This window comes from Thalassospira lucentensis (assembly GCF_032921865.1).
Taxonomy (GTDB): Bacteria; Pseudomonadota; Alphaproteobacteria; order Rhodospirillales; family Thalassospiraceae; genus Thalassospira; species Thalassospira lucentensis_A.
Genome location: NZ_CP136684.1, coordinates 1,555,511 through 1,571,790, shown reverse-complemented (window position 1 = coordinate 1,571,790; position 16,280 = coordinate 1,555,511). Strand labels below are relative to the sequence as shown.

Genomic DNA, 16,280 nt, shown 5'->3' with positions numbered 1-16,280 from the left:
CGAACCGGTCCATCATATTTCCAATTGTTGTAGATAATCGAACAGTATTGTCGATTATGGCGTAATTATCCCAAATGTCATCCGGTTCATACTCCGCCTATCGAAATTGGTTCATCACCAAACAGGAGAACCCGACATGACAAACGCAAATGAAACCAGAACCGCCATCATCACCGGTGCCGCACGCGGCATTGGTGTCGCCCTTGCCAAACGCCTGGCACAGGATGGCTTTGCGGTTGTTATCAACTATGCCAACAGCGCTACCAGCGCGGACGCCCTTGTCGAAGAACTGACAGCAAGCGGCCATCAGGCGATGGCAATCAAGGCCGACATCACCAATGCAGATGCCGTCAAACAGATGTTTGATCACGCCGAAACCCGCTTTGGCGGGGTTGACGTCATTGTCAATAATGCCGGTATCATGACAACACAGCCAATCTCGGAAATGAGTGACGCGATCTATGACGCGATGATGGATACCAATGTGCGCGGCACCTTCAACATGCTGCGCGAGGGGGCCAAGCGCCTGCGTAACGACGGACGTGTCATCAATTTTTCGACCACCGCCCTACATCTGAAATTGCCGGGTTATGCTGTTTACAACGCAACCAAGGCAGCGGTTGAAGCGATGACAGGTGTTTATGCCAAGGAACTGCGTGGTCGTAACATTACGGTAAATGCCGTCGCCCCCGGCCCGGTTGCAACCGAACTGTTCCTGAATGGTAAAACCGATGAACAAATCGCACAGTTTTCGAAAATGCCGCCGATTGAACGTCTTGGTCAACCCGAAGACATCGCCGGTGTCGTTTCCTTCCTGGCCGGACCGGATTCGGGCTGGGTCAACGGACAGACGCTACGCGCCAATGGCGGGCTTGCCTGATCTGGATCACTAAATTGATTGCCTTGCCGCCTTTCCCCAGATCCTGTGCGACAGGGTAATTGACCAAGGGTGCCGTTTCCAATGCATGGGAAGGCACCCTTGCCGTTTGAAGACCACCCTGTTGCCGAAACAGGGGCAGAAGTTTTGCGAAATTTCCGCTGGGTAAATTGGCAAGTTCCGGATTTTCCATCATGATGGCACCATGTCCCGAACAAGGATGCCTTTATGACCGATATTACCTTCCGCTATGCCACCCGCGAAGATTTGCCTGCCATCGTTACCCTTCTCGCCGATGACGAAAAGGGTAAAACCCGCGAAGAACTGCGCAATCCGCTGCCCAATGTCTGTTATGCCGCGTTTGATGCCATGCAAAGTCAAAGCACCGAAGCCCTTCCAAACAAATACCTTTTAGCATGTCAGGGGAATGACATTGTCGGTTGTCTGCAACTGACCCTGATTGCCGGACTTTCGCGCAAAGGCCGTCTGCGTGCACAGATCGAAGGTGTACGGGTACCGTCGAAATGCCGAGGTCAGAAAGTAGGCGAAAAATTGATCATCGAATCCATTTCGATTTCGAAATCACTAGGCGCATCGCTTGTGCAGTTCACCACCGACAAAACCCGCAAGGATGCCCATCGCTTCTACGAACGGCTTGGTTTTGTTGCCAGCCACGAAGGTATGAAAAAGGAAATCTGAGGTTTTCTGCCATAGTGATGGCAATATTTCCCAGCCTTATAGTGCTATGATCGAGATCCCGGAAACACCAGCAAACGGAGCTTAAGACATGAACCTCTCCGAACTGCAGGAAATTGCCACACTAAAGGGCTTCACCCACCATTTCAGTGCGACCGGAAATCATGTCACCTGCGATGGTAAGGAAGTCAGCTATTCCGCCAATGATCTGACCATTATCGATAGTCGATCCGTCGATAGCGGCACCGATCCTGGGGATGACGCCACGCTTTATATGATTGAAGCCCGCGACGGCACACGTGGCACCCTGATCGTGCCCAGCAGCTTTTACACCGAGCACGACAAGGCGGAACTGATCGATCATCTGCGCAGTCAGTCCCGATAGAATCGGAACAGTCGCATCGCTTCCGCGTTTCAGGAACAGGTATCCCGTAACCAGCAGGAGAGACGACAATGACTTTGGCCGAACTTCAGGAAAATGCCATCCGTCATGGCTTTTCACATCATTTTGTCTACGAGGCAGGCGGGGTACGCTGCGACGGCAGCGGTCCGGTTTATGCTGCTGCCGATCTAAAAATCGTTCATAGCAACAGTGTCGATGCCGGCACCGATCCGGGGGATGACGCCACCCTTTACATGATAGAGGCCCGTGATGGCACGAAGGGTATGATGATCATTCCGTCAAGTTTCCATGCCGACCCCGACAAGGCACAGCTGATCGACGAGCTGCGCAAGAATACCCACTGAACCACACAAAAAGAACACAAACCCGCACCTGTAACGACATGATGAGGATCGATATTTCGTGACAACACGTTGCACTGCACATCTTCCCATCCCCATATAGTGCACCAGTCGGGGAAAATATCGTCATTCGTGGTCAATACAGGGAACCGCCATGTCAGATCTTTTGCCGTTCTTCCGGGCCTGGGTAGCCGACCCCAGACGCGTTTCGGCCATATCGCCTTCCAGCCCGGCTCTGGCAGAAATGATTACGTCTGAAATTTCCCCCACAACCGGATCGGTATTGGAGCTTGGACCGGGAACCGGTGTTTTTACCCGGGCTCTGATTGCGCGCGGTCTTGATGAAGGTGATCTGACCCTGATTGAAGCCGGGGCGGAATTCGCGCGCCTGTTGGCAGATCGCTATCCGCGCGCCCGTGTTTTTCACACAGATGCCACCCGGCTTGCCCGTAGTGATTTGTATCCTGCGCACGGCCTTGGTGCCGCCATCAGCGGACTTCCTTTGTTGTCAATGCGCCCGCGTCAGGTGATGGGAGTATTGAACGGTGCATTCCGTTATCTCGGACCCGATGGGGCATTTTATCAGTTTACCTATGGCCCGCGCTGCCCGGTACCCTCCGCCATTCTGGAACGAATGGGTCTTAAATCCGTACGAATTGGCACCATTGTTCGCAATGTTCCACCATCGTCGGTTTATCGTATTTCACGCATGTCCTGATTATCGCCGATACACCATATGCCGATAGCCAAGAGCTTCGGCAATATGGCTACGCTTGACGCCATCCATGCCTGCCAAGTCGGCAATTGTGCGCGCAACGCGCAAAACACGATGATACCCGCGTGCCGACAGCCTCATCTGACGCGCGGCATCCTGCAAAAGACCGCGGCCATCAGTATCAAGTGCCGCAGCAGTCTGCAGCACTTCACCATCTGCCTCGGCATTGGTTGAAATATGATCATTTTTATATCGTAATGACTGAACGGTACGCGCGGCCAGAACCCGGTCCCGCACGGTTTGCGTCGTCTCGCCACCTGAGGGAAGGTCAAGCTCTTCAGGACGGACGGCCGGAACGTCGATCTGAATGTCAAAACGATCCAGCAGGGGCCCTGATATTCGGGCCTGATAATCCTCGCCGCAACGCGGCGCCCGCGTACAGGCAAGGTCATTGTCGCCCAAGTATCCGCACCGGCAAGGGTTCATCGCGGCGACCAGTTGGACGCGCGCGGGGTAAGTCACATGGGCATTGGCGCGTGCCACAGATACCTGCCCAGTTTCAAGCGGCTGGCGTAACGCATCAAGGACATTGCGCTGAAATTCCGGTAATTCATCCAAAAACAGCACACCATTATGCGCCAGCGAAATCTCGCCCGGTCGCACCCTGTGTCCCCCACCAACAAGTGCTGGCATGGATGCTGAATGGTGCGGCGAACGAAAGGGACGGGTACGAATAAGCCCGCCTTCAGGCAACATACCGGAAACCGAATGGATTACTGTGGTTTCAAGTGCCTGTCTGGCATCCAGTTCTGGCAAAAGCCCCGGCAACCTTGCCGCCAGCATCGATTTCCCCGAACCGGGAGGACCGCTCATCAGTAAATTATGCCCTCCGGCCGCGGCAATCTCAAGCGCGCGTTTGGCGCTTTCCTGCCCTTTGATATCGCGAAGATCGGGCAGGGAGATGGGCGATGGTTCAGTCTTGGGCATCTTTGGTCGCGGGAGGATTTGTGTGCCCTTGAAATGATTGATCAAGGTGGTCAGGCGTGATGGTGCGAGAATTTCAAGCTCCCCGGCCCAAAGGGCCTCCGCACCATTGTCAACGGGGCAGATAATTCCCCTTTCCATGCTGTTCGCCTGCATGGCTGCTGGCAAAACCCCACCAACACCTGTAACGCTGCCATCAAGTCCCAGCTCACCCAGCACGACAAAACTGGCGATATCCTCGTGCCCTATCACATCCATTTCGGCCAAAAGGCCAAGTGCAATCGGCAGATCGAAATGCGATCCTTCTTTCAGCAAATCAGCCGGGGCCAGATTAATCGTTATGCGTTTGGGCGGCAATGCCAGCCCCATCGCCGAAAGTGCCGACCTTACACGTTCGCGTGCCTCGGAAACTGCCTTGTCAGGCAGACCAACCACGGTAAAGGCCGGTAAACCGCTTGCCATCTGGACCTGCACATCGACCGGAATTGTATCAATCCCGGCAAAGGCGACGGTCGTAACCCGTGCTGTCATATGGTGCTGATCCCCGTAACCCCAAGTTCTATATACCACTTTGGCGGGAAACGGGGATCAAGGCAACAAGTCGTTTATCCGCGACAGATCAGGCGCAACCAGCGCTGTCTTCCGGCGACATATCAGTATTGATCATCCAGGGTGTACCGAACTTATCGGTAAACATGCCATAGCCCGGCGACCAGAAGGTTTCTTCGAACGGCATGGTCACCTGGCCGTCTTTGGAAAGGGCATCGAACATCTTTCTGGCATCAGTCGCATTTTCAAGATGCAGGGATGCAGTCATACCCTGCATCTTGGTGAAATATTCCGGTGGGCAGTCGGATGCCATTAAATGCCAGCCATCGCCCATCAGGCATGCATGGGCAATTTTGTCATTATGCTCGGGCGAGTTAGCAGCCATAGGTGTATCGCCGAACGGCATCATAATCAGTTCACCACCCAGGATGGATTGATAGAATTCAAATGCCTGGCGGCAGTTCCCATCGAAATTCAGATAGGTGATCAGTTTCATCGGAGCGTTCCTTTATGTGTAAAAATCTGGTTGGTTTGGAGATTTACGGCTGCAGCCCGAACTGGGCGGCACCGTTTTCAAAATCAAAGGGCACGGAAAAATGTTCATGCGCGATGCGCCATTCACCACCCTGCTTTTCAAGGTGATAGCTTGACCGCATCCAGCTTGCCTGCTCGGTTCCGTCTTCCTTGCGCATACCGCACCGGATAAGGAACCGTGCAACCGCCAGATGACCGGAAACACGAATAGTCGGTTCCTGCGGTTCCATGATGAATTCATCATCAAACGCCATACAGCGTTCCCAATGGGCACGGTAGTCTTCCCGGCCACTAAATTGCAGCGGACCGACTGCGTCATAGGAGCAGATATCATCGCTATATAACGCCATGATACCGTCGAGATCCTTGTTGCGTGCCGCCGTTGACCAACGGGTGAAAATCTCACGAATGGCCGCTTGATCTTTAATTTGTTTATCAGTCATGGGGGAATTTCCTTGCCTTGGTGGTGCGAGGGACTGGCTAAAGTTTTGTGTGGAGTTTTCAGATGCCTTTGGCGGCACGTTCAATCCCGGCGATGTCGAATTTGTCCATCGACATCATGGTTGTTGCCACCCGGGCGGCTATGTCGGGGTCCGGATCGTTCATCAGTTCGATAAGGCGGACCGGAGTGATCTGCCAGAAAAGGCCAAATCTGTCTTTTACCCATCCACACTGTCTGGGTTCCCCATCTTCGGAAAGGCAGTCCCAGTAATAATCAACTTCTGCTTGGTCATTGCAGGATACGGTGAAGGAAACAGCTTCGGTAAACCTGAACTGCGACCCGCCATTAAGAGCCGTGAACTGCAGACCTTCCAGCTCGAAACTTACGGTTAAAACATTGCCTTCCGGTCCGGGTCCTGCCTTGCTGCTGCGCAGGATTTCGCCGATCTTGGCATTTGGAAAAATGGACGCATAAAAATTGACGGCCTCTTCGGCGTTGCCGTCAAACCACAAAAAGGGGCTTATCTTCTGCATTGGGCTTCCTCCTTGCCTCTCAGAAGGTTGTCGTAAAGATCAAAGGCGTGGTGGCGCTTTTGAACCAAAGGGTTGATCAGTTTTTTCTTATTTTCCCGTTTGACAAATACGTTGATATCAACATAATTAATTCATGTCAAAGAAAGATTTCAACCAGAACGATAAAGTCCCGTTTTCATCGACATTGATGGTGCGTGACAGTTGTCTATGCCTGCATGTCCGACGGGCCGCGCGCACGATTGCGCGACGGTTTGACGATGCATTTCGTTCACTTGATCTGACCAGCGGGCAATTTTCCCTGCTGATGTCACTTAACCGGCCCGAACCACCGCATATGCAGGATGTCGCCAATTTGCTGGCAATGGATCGAACGACACTGACGGCCAATCTCAAGCCGCTGGAACGACGCGGGCTGGTTAATATTCAGCCCGACCCGAAGGACAAACGCGGTCGCCTTCTGACCCTGACCGACCCGGGCATGGCGCTTCTGATGCGCGCCTTTCCGATCTGGCAAAAAACCCAGGCTGAACTTGAAAGCATGGTTGCCGGTCCGGATTCGTCACAGCTTCTGGCTGATCTGGTCAGCTTGTCACGGGAACATGCCGGCTAATCCGGTAAAGTGCGTCAAGCCAATCACAGCTTAATCTTCGGATGCTGCCTTATCTTCATCAGGATTTTCGCCAACACCCACGTTTTCATCGCGTGGTGGCAGGAATTCCTTGCGGCACGGGACGGCAACGCCATTGACCACGGTCCAGCCGAAATTGCGGAACTTGCCAAAGCTTTCCTTTTTCATCGTGATGCCGCTCGCACGGTGCTTGCGCACTTCGGCGGAATCCTCGCCCTGGATTTTACCGGCCCTGGCCCAGGCCCGTTCACGCATGGATTTGGTAATTTCGGTCATGAAACCCGTTTCATCTGAAAAGTTGCTGCCCGGCATCATAGCACATTTGGCAGCCCGACCACGCTATAGCCGGTATAAACTGCACGGGCAATATCGCATCCATGCAGGTCAGGTCTGTCAAGCCGGCAAAAGATGATACCGCGTGGCGATCATTGATGGACGATCTGCTAGTGCCGCCATCCAGTGACGCAGATCATCCGAAAGGGCAAAGCGCCCGTCTGGCCAGCGAAAATCGACATATTCAAGGGCGGCTGCGACGGACAGAGTGCCGATATCGGGCCGGCCTGCTGCAAGACTGAGGATGCCGCCTTCTATGGCGTCAATGCTTCTTTGGACTGCCGCATGCTGCCGATCCATTACGAAATCGGAACGTTCATTTTCTGGTCGTTTGCTGTCGGCAAAAAGTCGACCGGTTGCCGCCATCATGCCGTCAGATAATCCCTGCCACTGCAGGGCATTAAGCCGTTCGGAGCCTTCCTGCGGAATGATGCCGGTCTCATCACTATTCGCACGGGCAACTTCATCAAGGTGATCACAAATCACCGCAGACTCGAACACCGCCATCCCGTTTTCAAGTACCAGAGTCGGTACCTTGGCCAGCGGATTGTGTTCGCGTAACGCCGCATCGGTCCAAGGATCGATCATGATTTCGGCGATCTTGCCTTCAAGCCCCAATTCACGCGCAATAATCCGGACCTTGCGCGAAAATGGCGAAGTCGGTGCGTAATAAAGCTGCATGGTGGGTACTATGCGATCCTCCCTAAATCTTTAAATCCGGCGTCCAGCCGATATTTTCCAGATGCCAGTTGGCCCGCCAGTTTTCATCCTCGCGATCCAGTGTCAGGTAATTGCGCGCCGCGCAGTAGGTGCCAAATCGCCCCGGAAGCGGTTTAAGCTTCGTCGGGCGACCAGGCAGGGGATTGTCACCAATCCACGCCAGAAGACCAAGTGCACGTGCGAATGCGACCGGAGGTGCAGTATGTGAAATCCCCGATGCCACCAGTTGATGGATGATTTTTCCACCTGTTTCAAACGTGCCTCGCGTCGCCACATGAATTTCCCCCGACAGCAGGGTGATATCGTGATTGCGATCATTCGCAACTTCTTCAAGCGTTTCCAGAAGACGGCACCATTCCTTGCGATGCCAGCGGCTTTGCCACTGATCGCGCAGGTCATCTTCGTATTTCTGGGCACTGGGCATCAGGTGCAAAATCGCCTCGACCAGCGACAGGCGCGGGCCAATTACCGGCACACTCGACATCAACAAAATACGATTATGTTCCGGAACAGTATCGAGTGTCGCAATCATGTCCCGCCAGCCATGTTCGCCCATGATCGCATGCGGGGTCCGTTCCGACCGGAGGTCGGGCGCAATCACCGAAAATTCGGGAAAATCCGTCCGCCAGCCAAGGCTTTCCCCACTGCGATCAATAATCTTGCCAGCCAGATCGTCGGGTGCCGTGCAAAGCTGCATCAAACAGAATGCCTCGCGCGCGCAGTCAAATATGCCCTTGGCAACCATACTGTCATGGAACCATTTCTTGTGGCTGCCCCAACCATCGAAAATATCGTGATCATCCCACATCATTAAAGACGGCACGCGCGCCAGCATATGGCTGATCTGCGGCTGGCCATAAATTTCAAGATAATGTTCAAGATAGAACTTCAGAACGCCGTCATGCATGTCTGGCGTGAAATCTGTCGCCAGTTTCTGGCGCTTTTGCATCTTTTGCCACGCGACAATATCAGGATGGCATTCCCAAACACCATCGGCATAAATCTGGTCCCCGCCATGCAAAAGCAGCGAAAAGGGCCGTTTCTCATGCTCGTGACCAAGATCAATCCAAAGCGCGTTGCGATCCGCCAAAGGCCGGTCCAAATCGCCGTCTTCCTGCCCGTTGCACGAAACAAACCCGATCCGAAGGTCATGGGTCATATCGGTATTCACATGATATGTTTCGGTATCGAAACTGTAACGCGCATCCGATGCAACCGGCAGCTCGAAATCATAGCGCCAGTAATCGCGTCCAAACCGGGTCGCGAGCTTTGCCGGGGTCACAATGTCCTTATCCATGATGCGAAACTCGGCCGGATCGTCCCCTTCCTGCGTCACCACAAGGGCGGCCAGACGGGCTGTTTTATCGTCGCTGCCACGCGCAAACAGAAACGGACCAAAGGTGCCATTCGTTGAAATTGCGCTGTTTTGCTTATCCGCCATGCAATCGGATTCCGCTTTGTTGATAATTGATCCCCAAAATCATACGCAGAAACAGGCATTTGGTTCCAGCCTGCGGGCATGAATTCGGTCACATCAACCGATATGGGCAGCTAACTGGTGCAGAATTGATGATAAAATCCGGCCATTTCACGGCCATCTGTTTCAACCAGACCGAAAAACCAGAAAAAAGGCCAAGTGGTTATACCACTTGGCCCCAAAATCGTACCGTCCTGAAATCCGTTCAGGATAGGCGGGTTTCAATCGCATCCCAGATCAGGGATTCCAGTTTCGATCCATCAAACCGGTTCACTTCCTGGAGTCCGGTAGGAGAGGTAACGTTGATTTCCGTCATATAGTCACCAATCACATCAATCCCGACAAAGATCAGATCGCGCTTTTTCAGTTCCGGCCCGATGCGTTCACAAATCTCAATCTCACGCGGGGTCAGCATGGATTTTTCGGCAACCCCGCCGACATGCATGTTCGACCGTGCTTCGCCCTCTGCCGGAACGCGATTGATCGCACCGACCGGTTTGCCATCAACCAGTATGATGCGCTTGTCGCCTTTGCGCACGTCCGGCAAATAGGCTTGGACCATCAGCGGTTCGCGCGACTGGACGGCAAACAGTTCCAACAGCGAATTAAGGTTCTCATCCCCCGGTTTTAGGTGAAACACGCCAGCCCCGCCGTTGCCAAACAGCGGCTTGACAATGATATCCTTGAATTCCTCGCGGAAATCGCGAATGCGCGCAGCTGAGCGGGTAATCAGGGTCGGCGGCATCAGGTCGGGGAACTCGGTGACAAAAATCTTTTCCGGTGCGTTGCGCACATGGCCAGGATGGTTAACCACGAAACTTTCCGGATGAACAGCTTCAAGCAGATGGGTTGCCGTTATGTAATTCATGTCAAACGGCGGGTCCTGACGCATCAGGATCACATCGGTTTCCTTCGCAAGGTCGATGATCTTTGCATCACCAAGATCGTAATGGTTGCCCTTTTCGTAGCGAAGCTTCATCGGGCGGACTTCGGCCTTGATCCGGCCACGGTCATAAAACATGTCATCAGGATGATAATGCAAAAGGTCATAACCGCGTGCTTGGGCTTCGAGCCCCATGACAAAGGTTGAATCCCCTTTGATATCGATCGATGCGATCGGATCCATCTGAATAGCGACGGTGCGACTCATGAAACGCTTTCTCCTGTTGCCGGAAAGCCGGTCACTGCTGCAAATGCGGCCAAACCCGGCCAATTGTGATCATTTGCGGGCGCGACTTGACCCGGCTGGCCTTCCCGGCCAAATGATGCGATATGTTGTACATATTGTGGTTGGTTACAATTTGGCTGAATTTTTATCATTCGCCATTCGGGTTTCGCAATCGCGATCACATAATTTCTTAAACGGGTAAACAGGCTGTCAAATGGCGTTCTTCAGCAAATTCGGCAAATTCCGCATCAAACAGATGGGCGCGCGCTTCCGCACCATGACGGCGGCATCGGTCTTTGCGACCGCCTTTGCGATTGCCGCACCGGCTTCAATTAGCCTGACCCCGGCAAATGCACTTGCACAATCGGGAGCGATTGATCAGGCAACCACCGACAAGATCGAAAACTATCTCGAAGACATCACCACGCTGAAAGCCGATTTTGTCCAGATTTCGTCGGATGGTGCTGCTGCCGAGGGGAAGCTTTATATGGAGCGCCCCGGCAAGATGCGATTTGAGTATAATCCGCCGGCCCAGATTCTGCTGGTCTCGACCGGATCCGATTTCATCTATTATGACAAGGAAATCAACGCTCCGACCTATTTTGACATCGACGAAACCCCAGCCGGAATCATTCTGGCAAAAGACGTCTCGCTAACGCGCGAAGTCAAGGTTGTCGATTTCAAACGGACTGCAGAAACCATGCGCGTCGAAATGGTCCGCAAATCCGATCAGGGTGCTGGCAGTGTCACGCTTGTATTCCAGGAAAACCCGATGCAGTTGCGCCAGTGGATTGTCACCGACCCCGCCGGGATCGAAACGACAGTGACCCTGTTCAATACAGAAGAAGGTGTCACGCTCGACCCGGAATTATTCAAGTTCGAACGTATCTGGCCCAACCAGCGCGGCTGATTTCAAGATTTCCCATCGACTTCACGAAATTGTCAAAACCGTCTGACAGAACGGTTAAGCATTCCGATTCAAGCTCTTGCAAATATTGTCGTTTCGCAACGATCAATCAGATTGTAATTTTTCACCTGCATGCATGAAATTTATGGCCGATATGCGGCTCTGATCTATGGCAGACGCGGCTTTCAGTCCCTATATAAAAATCTGTCACAAGGTTCCCGAATTTTGATGTGGGAGCCAAGTGTGAGGAACAGGTCTCCCCTACCTTTCCTCACGCTCCAGATCATCGGAGCGCTGGCGTCCGGTTCTCCCCCCTGGCCGGACGCCTTTTTTCTGCCTAAAGCGTAGGTTATCCGACGCTTCGGGCTAAAAATTTGTCAAATTCTCCTCTGATTTCACGGCCTGTTAATTTTGATTGCCTAGTAATGTTTGACATGATTCCCTTGTGCGCAATCGTGACCGTGCCAGCAGGATAAAACCGCCAATGATCAATGATTTTCTGAAATCCGTTTCCCAGTTTTCCGACCCGCGATTTCGCAAGGTTGTGTTGATCGGTGTTGCCGGCGCCCTGGCGATAATAGTCGGGCTTTGGATGCTGATCGGATTCGGGTTGAACTCGATCACCTTCTTTGCCGATGGTGGCTGGATGGAAACGGCGGCTGACTGGCTGCTTGGCGTGGGTCTTGCGTTTCTGGTGCTGCTAATGTTTCCGGCTACCACTGTCCTGATCTCGAGCCTGCTGCTTGATCAGATCGCCGATGCGGTCGAAGACAAATATTACCCGACCCTGCCTGAAACACGCCCGCAACCGATTTCCGAGGCCCTGATCAGTGGCCTTAAATTTGCGCTGACGGCGCTGGCCCTTAACATCCTGATCCTGCCGCTTCTTTTAGCAGGTCCAGTATATGTTATCGCGTTTTATGCGATGAATGGCTATCTGCTGTCGCGCGAATATTTTGAACTGGTCGCCGCACGTCGTTATGATGTTCGCACGGTGAATGCCATTCGCAAAAGTTGCCAGACGAAACTTTGGTTTGCCGGAATCGGCCTGACATTCCTGATGACCGTGCCGCTGGTCAACCTTGTGGCGCCGATTATCGCGACTGCCTTTATGGTGCATTACTCCGTCCGTCTGGGTGCATTCGAAAACCGGATCACCGTCTGACGCCATTCCGGTGGGCATCGGATAGAATGGCGGAAACCTGAAACGAAACTGCAAGACAAGGATTTGGTCATCCCCATGTTCGGAAAGAAAAAAGCCAACAAAACAGTCGACAGCAGCCCGGCTTCGTCAGATACATCTTCTTCCAGATTGAATTCCGGCGGTCTTTCCGACAGCGCAGCTTCCTCGCCGATCAAACCGGCTTCGAGCGAAAGTGCGAGTGCCAGCAACGATACCGCCACAAAAACAGAAAAACGTAGTGAGCCGCAGCTGTTTACTCAGCCGCGCACAAAGGAAGAACCGAAAATGTCCAGCAAACCGCATTCCACCAGCTTCCGTCCGGAAATCCCGAAGCGCCCGCTTGAAATTCCGACCCGCGGCAGTGCTGGTCGTCCAAGTGCCACCCCAAGCCACACCGAGGGCAAAAAACTGACGGTTGGCCGCGATATTCGTCTGGCTGGTGAAATCGGTTCCTGCGACGTCCTCGTCGTTGAGGGCCATGTCGAAGCCCAGATCAAGGAATGCACCCGTCTTGAAGTTTCCCAAGGCGGCACCTTCGTTGGTACCGCGCAGGTCGACGAAGCCGAAATCAGCGGCACTTTCGAAGGCGACCTGACGGCACGTCGTGTCATTGTCATCGGCTCGGCAGATATCAATGGCAAGATCACCTATGGTGCGCTTCAGATTGAAAACGGTGCCCGCATCAAGGGCTCGCTGGAATATGTTGAAGGCAGCGACGACGGTACCAGCCGTACCGGCCATTCTGCTGCAATCACCATTCCACGCAAAAGCGACGATATCTGATCCGTGACCGGCATAAACCGCTCACTGACCCAAACAACCCCGATACAGCCCCGGCGCGGTAAACACCCCGCCGGGCTTCTCTGCGCGATGATACTGATCGCGACGTCGCTGGTGGCATGTGGTGGGAATGCTGTCCCGCCTGGCAGCACAAATCAGAACTATGGCAAGGCCAAGTCAACCAGTTCACCACGCGTGACCCAAGATATCCCGAAAAAATCCGGGAATTCTCTTTCTGGCGGTACAGGGACCGCAACAACGAAACCGACCAACACTTCAACTAAATCTGCTGTAAACCCGACCGGCACTGCCAAATCGCAATCCCCCCGCATAACGGTTGCCATTCCGCCCGTTCCCTTTAAGTCGATCAGGGCTGAAACCCTGATGGGTCTCTCGGAGGATGCGGTAGAGCAAAAAATCGGCGAACCCGAAATGACCCGCGGCGAGGGTCCTGCACGGGTCTGGCAATACCGTTCCGAGGAATGTTCTTTTGATGCGTTCTTTTTCCCGGCAGCAGAAGGGGAAACACGCAAGATGACCCATATGCTGGCCCGCAAACGCAAAAGTGCCGATAAAATCTCTGTCCAGGATTGCCTTGATCAGGTGGTCAAGGCCCGAATTGCCGCGGACAACAAAGGTTAAAACCCCAGAAGGAACAGCTATTTGCACCATTTTCCCATATCGCTGTCGATTTTTTCAAGTTTCGCGATATGGCGGGATTTCCTTGGTCGAATATTTACCTTTTACCGGCACTCTCGGGTGAAAGTTCCTCATAAATCCGCCACATCGGGCGGGTTTAAAGTCATCGTTCCGAAACTTCAGACACGATACGCGAGCCCATGAAAAAACACGCCCATCGTCTTGTCAGAAATTCGCTGGCAGGTGCAGCTGCCGCCCTCGTCGCTTTGGTCTCTCAGGCTGCGATTGCGCAAAATGCGCCGCAACTGATTGATGTATATGGAAAATGGGAAGCTTATAGCTATTCCGAAAAAGGCAAAAAAGTTTGCTATATCGGTAGCCAGCCGACCTCCGCCAAAGGCGATTATACCCAGCGCGGCAAAATCTATGTCATGGTTACGCACCGCCCGGCGCTAAAACTGTTCAACGAAGTCAGCTTCATTACCGGCTATACCTATGAAAAAGATAGCGATGTTGACCTTCGAATCGATTCCAAAAGCTTCAAGCTGTTTACCTACGAGGACTCAGCCTGGGCCGTGAATGGCGAGGAAGATCGCAAACTGGTTAGCGCCATGAAGGCCGGCAGCAATATGGTTGTCGTCGGCAATTCATCGCGAGGGACGAAAACTACCGATACTTATTCACTTTCCGGGTTTACCGCAGCCTATAACGCGATTTCAAAGGCTTGCGACGCCAAACCGGTTAGCTGAGCGAACGACGAACCGATAAATCCCTGCGGTTTGAGGCGCTTGTAAACCTGCATCGCGTCCGGCAAATAGCTGCAATGTGAATTTTATCGTTTGTAAATTGCCCCGGCCCCGCTATATGCGGGGCCATGGTTTGTGCGCCAAAAGCATTTCGCGGGAAAATCTGTTATAGTCCCGCACCGTTGCAAATCCGGCGCGCATCGGATGCACAAAGCCGGAAACGGTGCTGATGCCGCCTGATGACCAAGAACAAACGCCGATAAAACTGCCAGAACCAAAGAGAGAGCCCGGGATGACCGACGTCCTGACCGAGAACGCGACCACAAATGCCGCAGCCGCCACCAGCCAGAGCGGCCCGACGTTGACCGACTTCGTAACGCGCGCCGCAAACGGGCAGGCTGCCGACGGACGTCGTGATCTCGTGGGACTGTCGCGTGATCAGCTGACCGAACTGCTTGGCGAAATGGGCGAAAGCAAGTTTCGCGTCAAACAGATGTGGAACTGGATCTACAACCGCGGTGTCAAAGATATCGAGGATATGACCAACATTTCCAAAAAGCTGCGCGATCGCCTGTCACAGGACTTCTATATCGGCCGCCCGGCTCTGACAGCCGATCAGAAAAGCTCGGACGATACTCATAAATGGCTGATGAAGTTCCACGACGGCAACGAAGCCGAAACCGTCTATATCCCGGATCGCAACGAAGATCGCGGGGCTGTCTGCATTTCCTCGCAGGTCGGCTGTACACTAACATGCAAGTTTTGCCATACCGGTACCCAGCTTCTGGTTCGTAACCTGACACCCGGTGAAATCATCAGCCAGTTCATGGTTGCTCGTGACAGTTACGGCGAATGGCCAACCCCGGCAAACGGCATCCGTCGCCTGTCGAACATCGTTATGATGGGCATGGGTGAGCCGCTGTTTAACTATGAAAATGTCCGCGAAGCGCTGAAAATCGCCATGGATGGCGAAGGTATTTCAATCTCGCGCCGTCGCGTCACCCTGTCCACATCGGGTGTGGTGCCGGAAATCGTACGTTGCGGCGAGGAACTTGGTGTTGGTCTGGCGATTTCTCTGCATGCGCCCGATGATGATCTGCGCAACGAAATCATGCCGATCAACAAGAAATATCCTCTCAAGGAACTGATGGCTGCCTGCCGTCATTATCCCGGCATGTCCAATTCGCGCCCGATCACCATGGAATATGTGATGCTTAAAGGCGTGAATGACAAACCGGAACATGCGCGTGCGCTGGCAAAGCTGGTCAAGGGCGTCCATTGCAAATTCAACCTGATCCCGTTCAATAAATGGCCGGGTTCGGACTATGAGTGCACGCCGACCAACGATATCAAGAAATTCGCCCATACGCTGCTTGAACTTGGCTACGAAGCACCGATCCGCTGGCCGCGTGGCCGCGATATTCTGGCCGCCTGTGGCCAGTTGAAATCCGAAAGCCAGCGCCAGCGTAAATCGCGTGTCGGCGGCTGTGGCAATGCTTCCGGCGACGATAGTACCAATGTGGTTGCCGCACAGTAACTACCGCGCAGAACACGGTAAACATCTGGAATTACAAACGGGCAGGTTCATCCTGCCCGTTTTCTTTTTTGGTGGAAAATATCCACCT

Annotated in this window: 20 protein-coding genes; 12 read left to right on the top strand and 8 right to left on the bottom strand. The window is 53.4% G+C overall.

Translation table 11 applies throughout. The features are described from left to right. The first annotated feature begins 136 nt into the window (after positions 1 to 136). From R1T41_RS07820 to R1T41_RS07800, 5 genes are all read left to right on the top strand, one after another. Entirely contained in the window at positions 137 to 880 is a 744-nt protein-coding gene (locus tag R1T41_RS07820; protein ID WP_317341067.1) for an SDR family oxidoreductase, read from the top strand. Between the two features lie 225 nt (positions 881 to 1,105). Beyond that, on the top strand, positions 1,106 to 1,576 hold the full coding sequence (locus R1T41_RS07815) for a GNAT family N-acetyltransferase (protein WP_317341066.1): 471 nt from the start codon (positions 1,106 to 1,108) through the stop codon (positions 1,574 to 1,576). A gap of 88 nt (positions 1,577 to 1,664) precedes the next feature. After that, positions 1,665 to 1,958 carry a hypothetical protein gene (locus tag R1T41_RS07810; protein WP_062949982.1) on the top strand — a complete coding sequence of 98 codons (294 nt, stop codon included), beginning with the start codon at positions 1,665 to 1,667 and terminating at the stop codon, positions 1,956 to 1,958. A 68-nt stretch (positions 1,959 to 2,026) separates the two neighbouring features. After that, positions 2,027 to 2,320, top strand: coding sequence for a hypothetical protein (locus tag R1T41_RS07805; RefSeq protein WP_062949984.1), 294 nt, complete (start codon positions 2,027 to 2,029; stop codon positions 2,318 to 2,320). 151 nt (positions 2,321 to 2,471) lie between these two features. Next, on the top strand, positions 2,472 to 3,035 hold the full coding sequence (locus tag R1T41_RS07800; RefSeq protein WP_114109228.1) for a class I SAM-dependent methyltransferase: 564 nt from the start codon (positions 2,472 to 2,474) through the stop codon (positions 3,033 to 3,035). Here the strand turns inward: R1T41_RS07800 and R1T41_RS07795 are convergent, their stop codons facing one another. The 4 genes from R1T41_RS07795 to R1T41_RS07780 all read right to left on the bottom strand — a co-directional run bounded on the left by R1T41_RS07795 (position 3,036) and on the right by R1T41_RS07780 (position 6,074). Further along, positions 3,036 to 4,547 carry a YifB family Mg chelatase-like AAA ATPase gene (locus R1T41_RS07795; protein ID WP_317341062.1) on the bottom strand — a complete coding sequence of 504 codons (1,512 nt, stop codon included), beginning with the start codon at positions 4,545 to 4,547 and terminating at the stop codon, positions 3,036 to 3,038. Between the two features lie 88 nt (positions 4,548 to 4,635). Continuing rightward, a complete protein-coding gene (locus tag R1T41_RS07790; protein WP_317341061.1) occupies positions 4,636 to 5,061 on the bottom strand; it encodes a VOC family protein in 426 nt (141 codons plus the stop codon). A 43-nt stretch (positions 5,062 to 5,104) separates the two neighbouring features. After that, the gene (locus R1T41_RS07785) at positions 5,105 to 5,542 is read right to left on the bottom strand and encodes an SgcJ/EcaC family oxidoreductase (protein ID WP_317341060.1); all 438 of its coding nucleotides are present in this window, start codon (positions 5,540 to 5,542) and stop codon (positions 5,105 to 5,107) included. 58 nt (positions 5,543 to 5,600) lie between these two features. Further along, positions 5,601 to 6,074 (bottom strand): VOC family protein, encoded by a 474-nt coding sequence (locus tag R1T41_RS07780; RefSeq protein WP_317341058.1) that lies wholly within the window; start codon positions 6,072 to 6,074, stop codon positions 5,601 to 5,603. Between the two features lie 133 nt (positions 6,075 to 6,207). Here R1T41_RS07780 and R1T41_RS07775 point away from each other — a divergent pair, with 133 nt between their 5' ends. Beyond that, positions 6,208 to 6,684: a MarR family winged helix-turn-helix transcriptional regulator gene (locus tag R1T41_RS07775; protein WP_209220765.1), complete on the top strand. Its 477-nt coding sequence runs from the start codon at positions 6,208 to 6,210 to the stop codon at positions 6,682 to 6,684. A 30-nt stretch (positions 6,685 to 6,714) separates the two neighbouring features. Here R1T41_RS07775 and R1T41_RS07770 read toward each other — a convergent pair whose 3' ends face one another. From R1T41_RS07770 to gshB, 4 genes are all read right to left on the bottom strand, one after another. Then, positions 6,715 to 6,978 carry a hypothetical protein gene (locus R1T41_RS07770; protein ID WP_317341057.1) on the bottom strand — a complete coding sequence of 88 codons (264 nt, stop codon included), beginning with the start codon at positions 6,976 to 6,978 and terminating at the stop codon, positions 6,715 to 6,717. 117 nt (positions 6,979 to 7,095) lie between these two features. Next, the gene (locus R1T41_RS07765) at positions 7,096 to 7,716 is read right to left on the bottom strand and encodes a glutathione S-transferase (RefSeq protein ID WP_317341055.1); all 621 of its coding nucleotides are present in this window, start codon (positions 7,714 to 7,716) and stop codon (positions 7,096 to 7,098) included. A gap of 22 nt (positions 7,717 to 7,738) precedes the next feature. Beyond that, positions 7,739 to 9,196, bottom strand: coding sequence for an alkaline phosphatase D family protein (locus R1T41_RS07760; RefSeq protein ID WP_317341053.1), 1,458 nt, complete (start codon positions 9,194 to 9,196; stop codon positions 7,739 to 7,741). A gap of 241 nt (positions 9,197 to 9,437) precedes the next feature. Beyond that, positions 9,438 to 10,382, bottom strand: coding sequence for a glutathione synthase (gene gshB, locus R1T41_RS07755; RefSeq protein ID WP_209220763.1), 945 nt, complete (start codon positions 10,380 to 10,382; stop codon positions 9,438 to 9,440). A gap of 232 nt (positions 10,383 to 10,614) precedes the next feature. Between gshB and R1T41_RS07750 the strand changes: the two genes are divergently transcribed. The 6 genes from R1T41_RS07750 (at position 10,615) to rlmN (ending at position 16,192) form a co-directional block, all read left to right on the top strand. Further along, positions 10,615 to 11,310, top strand: a complete 696-nt coding sequence (locus tag R1T41_RS07750; RefSeq protein WP_317341051.1) for an outer membrane lipoprotein carrier protein LolA — start codon at positions 10,615 to 10,617, stop codon at positions 11,308 to 11,310. A gap of 481 nt (positions 11,311 to 11,791) precedes the next feature. After that, a complete protein-coding gene (locus R1T41_RS07745; protein ID WP_209220762.1) occupies positions 11,792 to 12,472 on the top strand; it encodes an EI24 domain-containing protein in 681 nt (226 codons plus the stop codon). Positions 12,473 to 12,775: 303 nt separating this feature from the next. Further along, positions 12,776 to 13,273 (top strand): polymer-forming cytoskeletal protein, encoded by a 498-nt coding sequence (locus R1T41_RS07740; RefSeq protein WP_231858178.1) that lies wholly within the window; start codon positions 12,776 to 12,778, stop codon positions 13,271 to 13,273. A 381-nt stretch (positions 13,274 to 13,654) separates the two neighbouring features. Then, complete coding sequence (locus R1T41_RS07735; protein WP_147253485.1) at positions 13,655 to 13,912, top strand: hypothetical protein; 258 nt, start codon at positions 13,655 to 13,657, stop codon at positions 13,910 to 13,912. A gap of 197 nt (positions 13,913 to 14,109) precedes the next feature. Next, complete coding sequence (locus R1T41_RS07730; RefSeq protein ID WP_062950014.1) at positions 14,110 to 14,658, top strand: invasion associated locus B family protein; 549 nt, start codon at positions 14,110 to 14,112, stop codon at positions 14,656 to 14,658. Between the two features lie 289 nt (positions 14,659 to 14,947). Continuing rightward, positions 14,948 to 16,192, top strand: coding sequence for a 23S rRNA (adenine(2503)-C(2))-methyltransferase RlmN (gene rlmN / locus R1T41_RS07725; protein ID WP_317341045.1), 1,245 nt, complete (start codon positions 14,948 to 14,950; stop codon positions 16,190 to 16,192). Positions 16,193 to 16,280 lie beyond the last annotated feature (88 nt).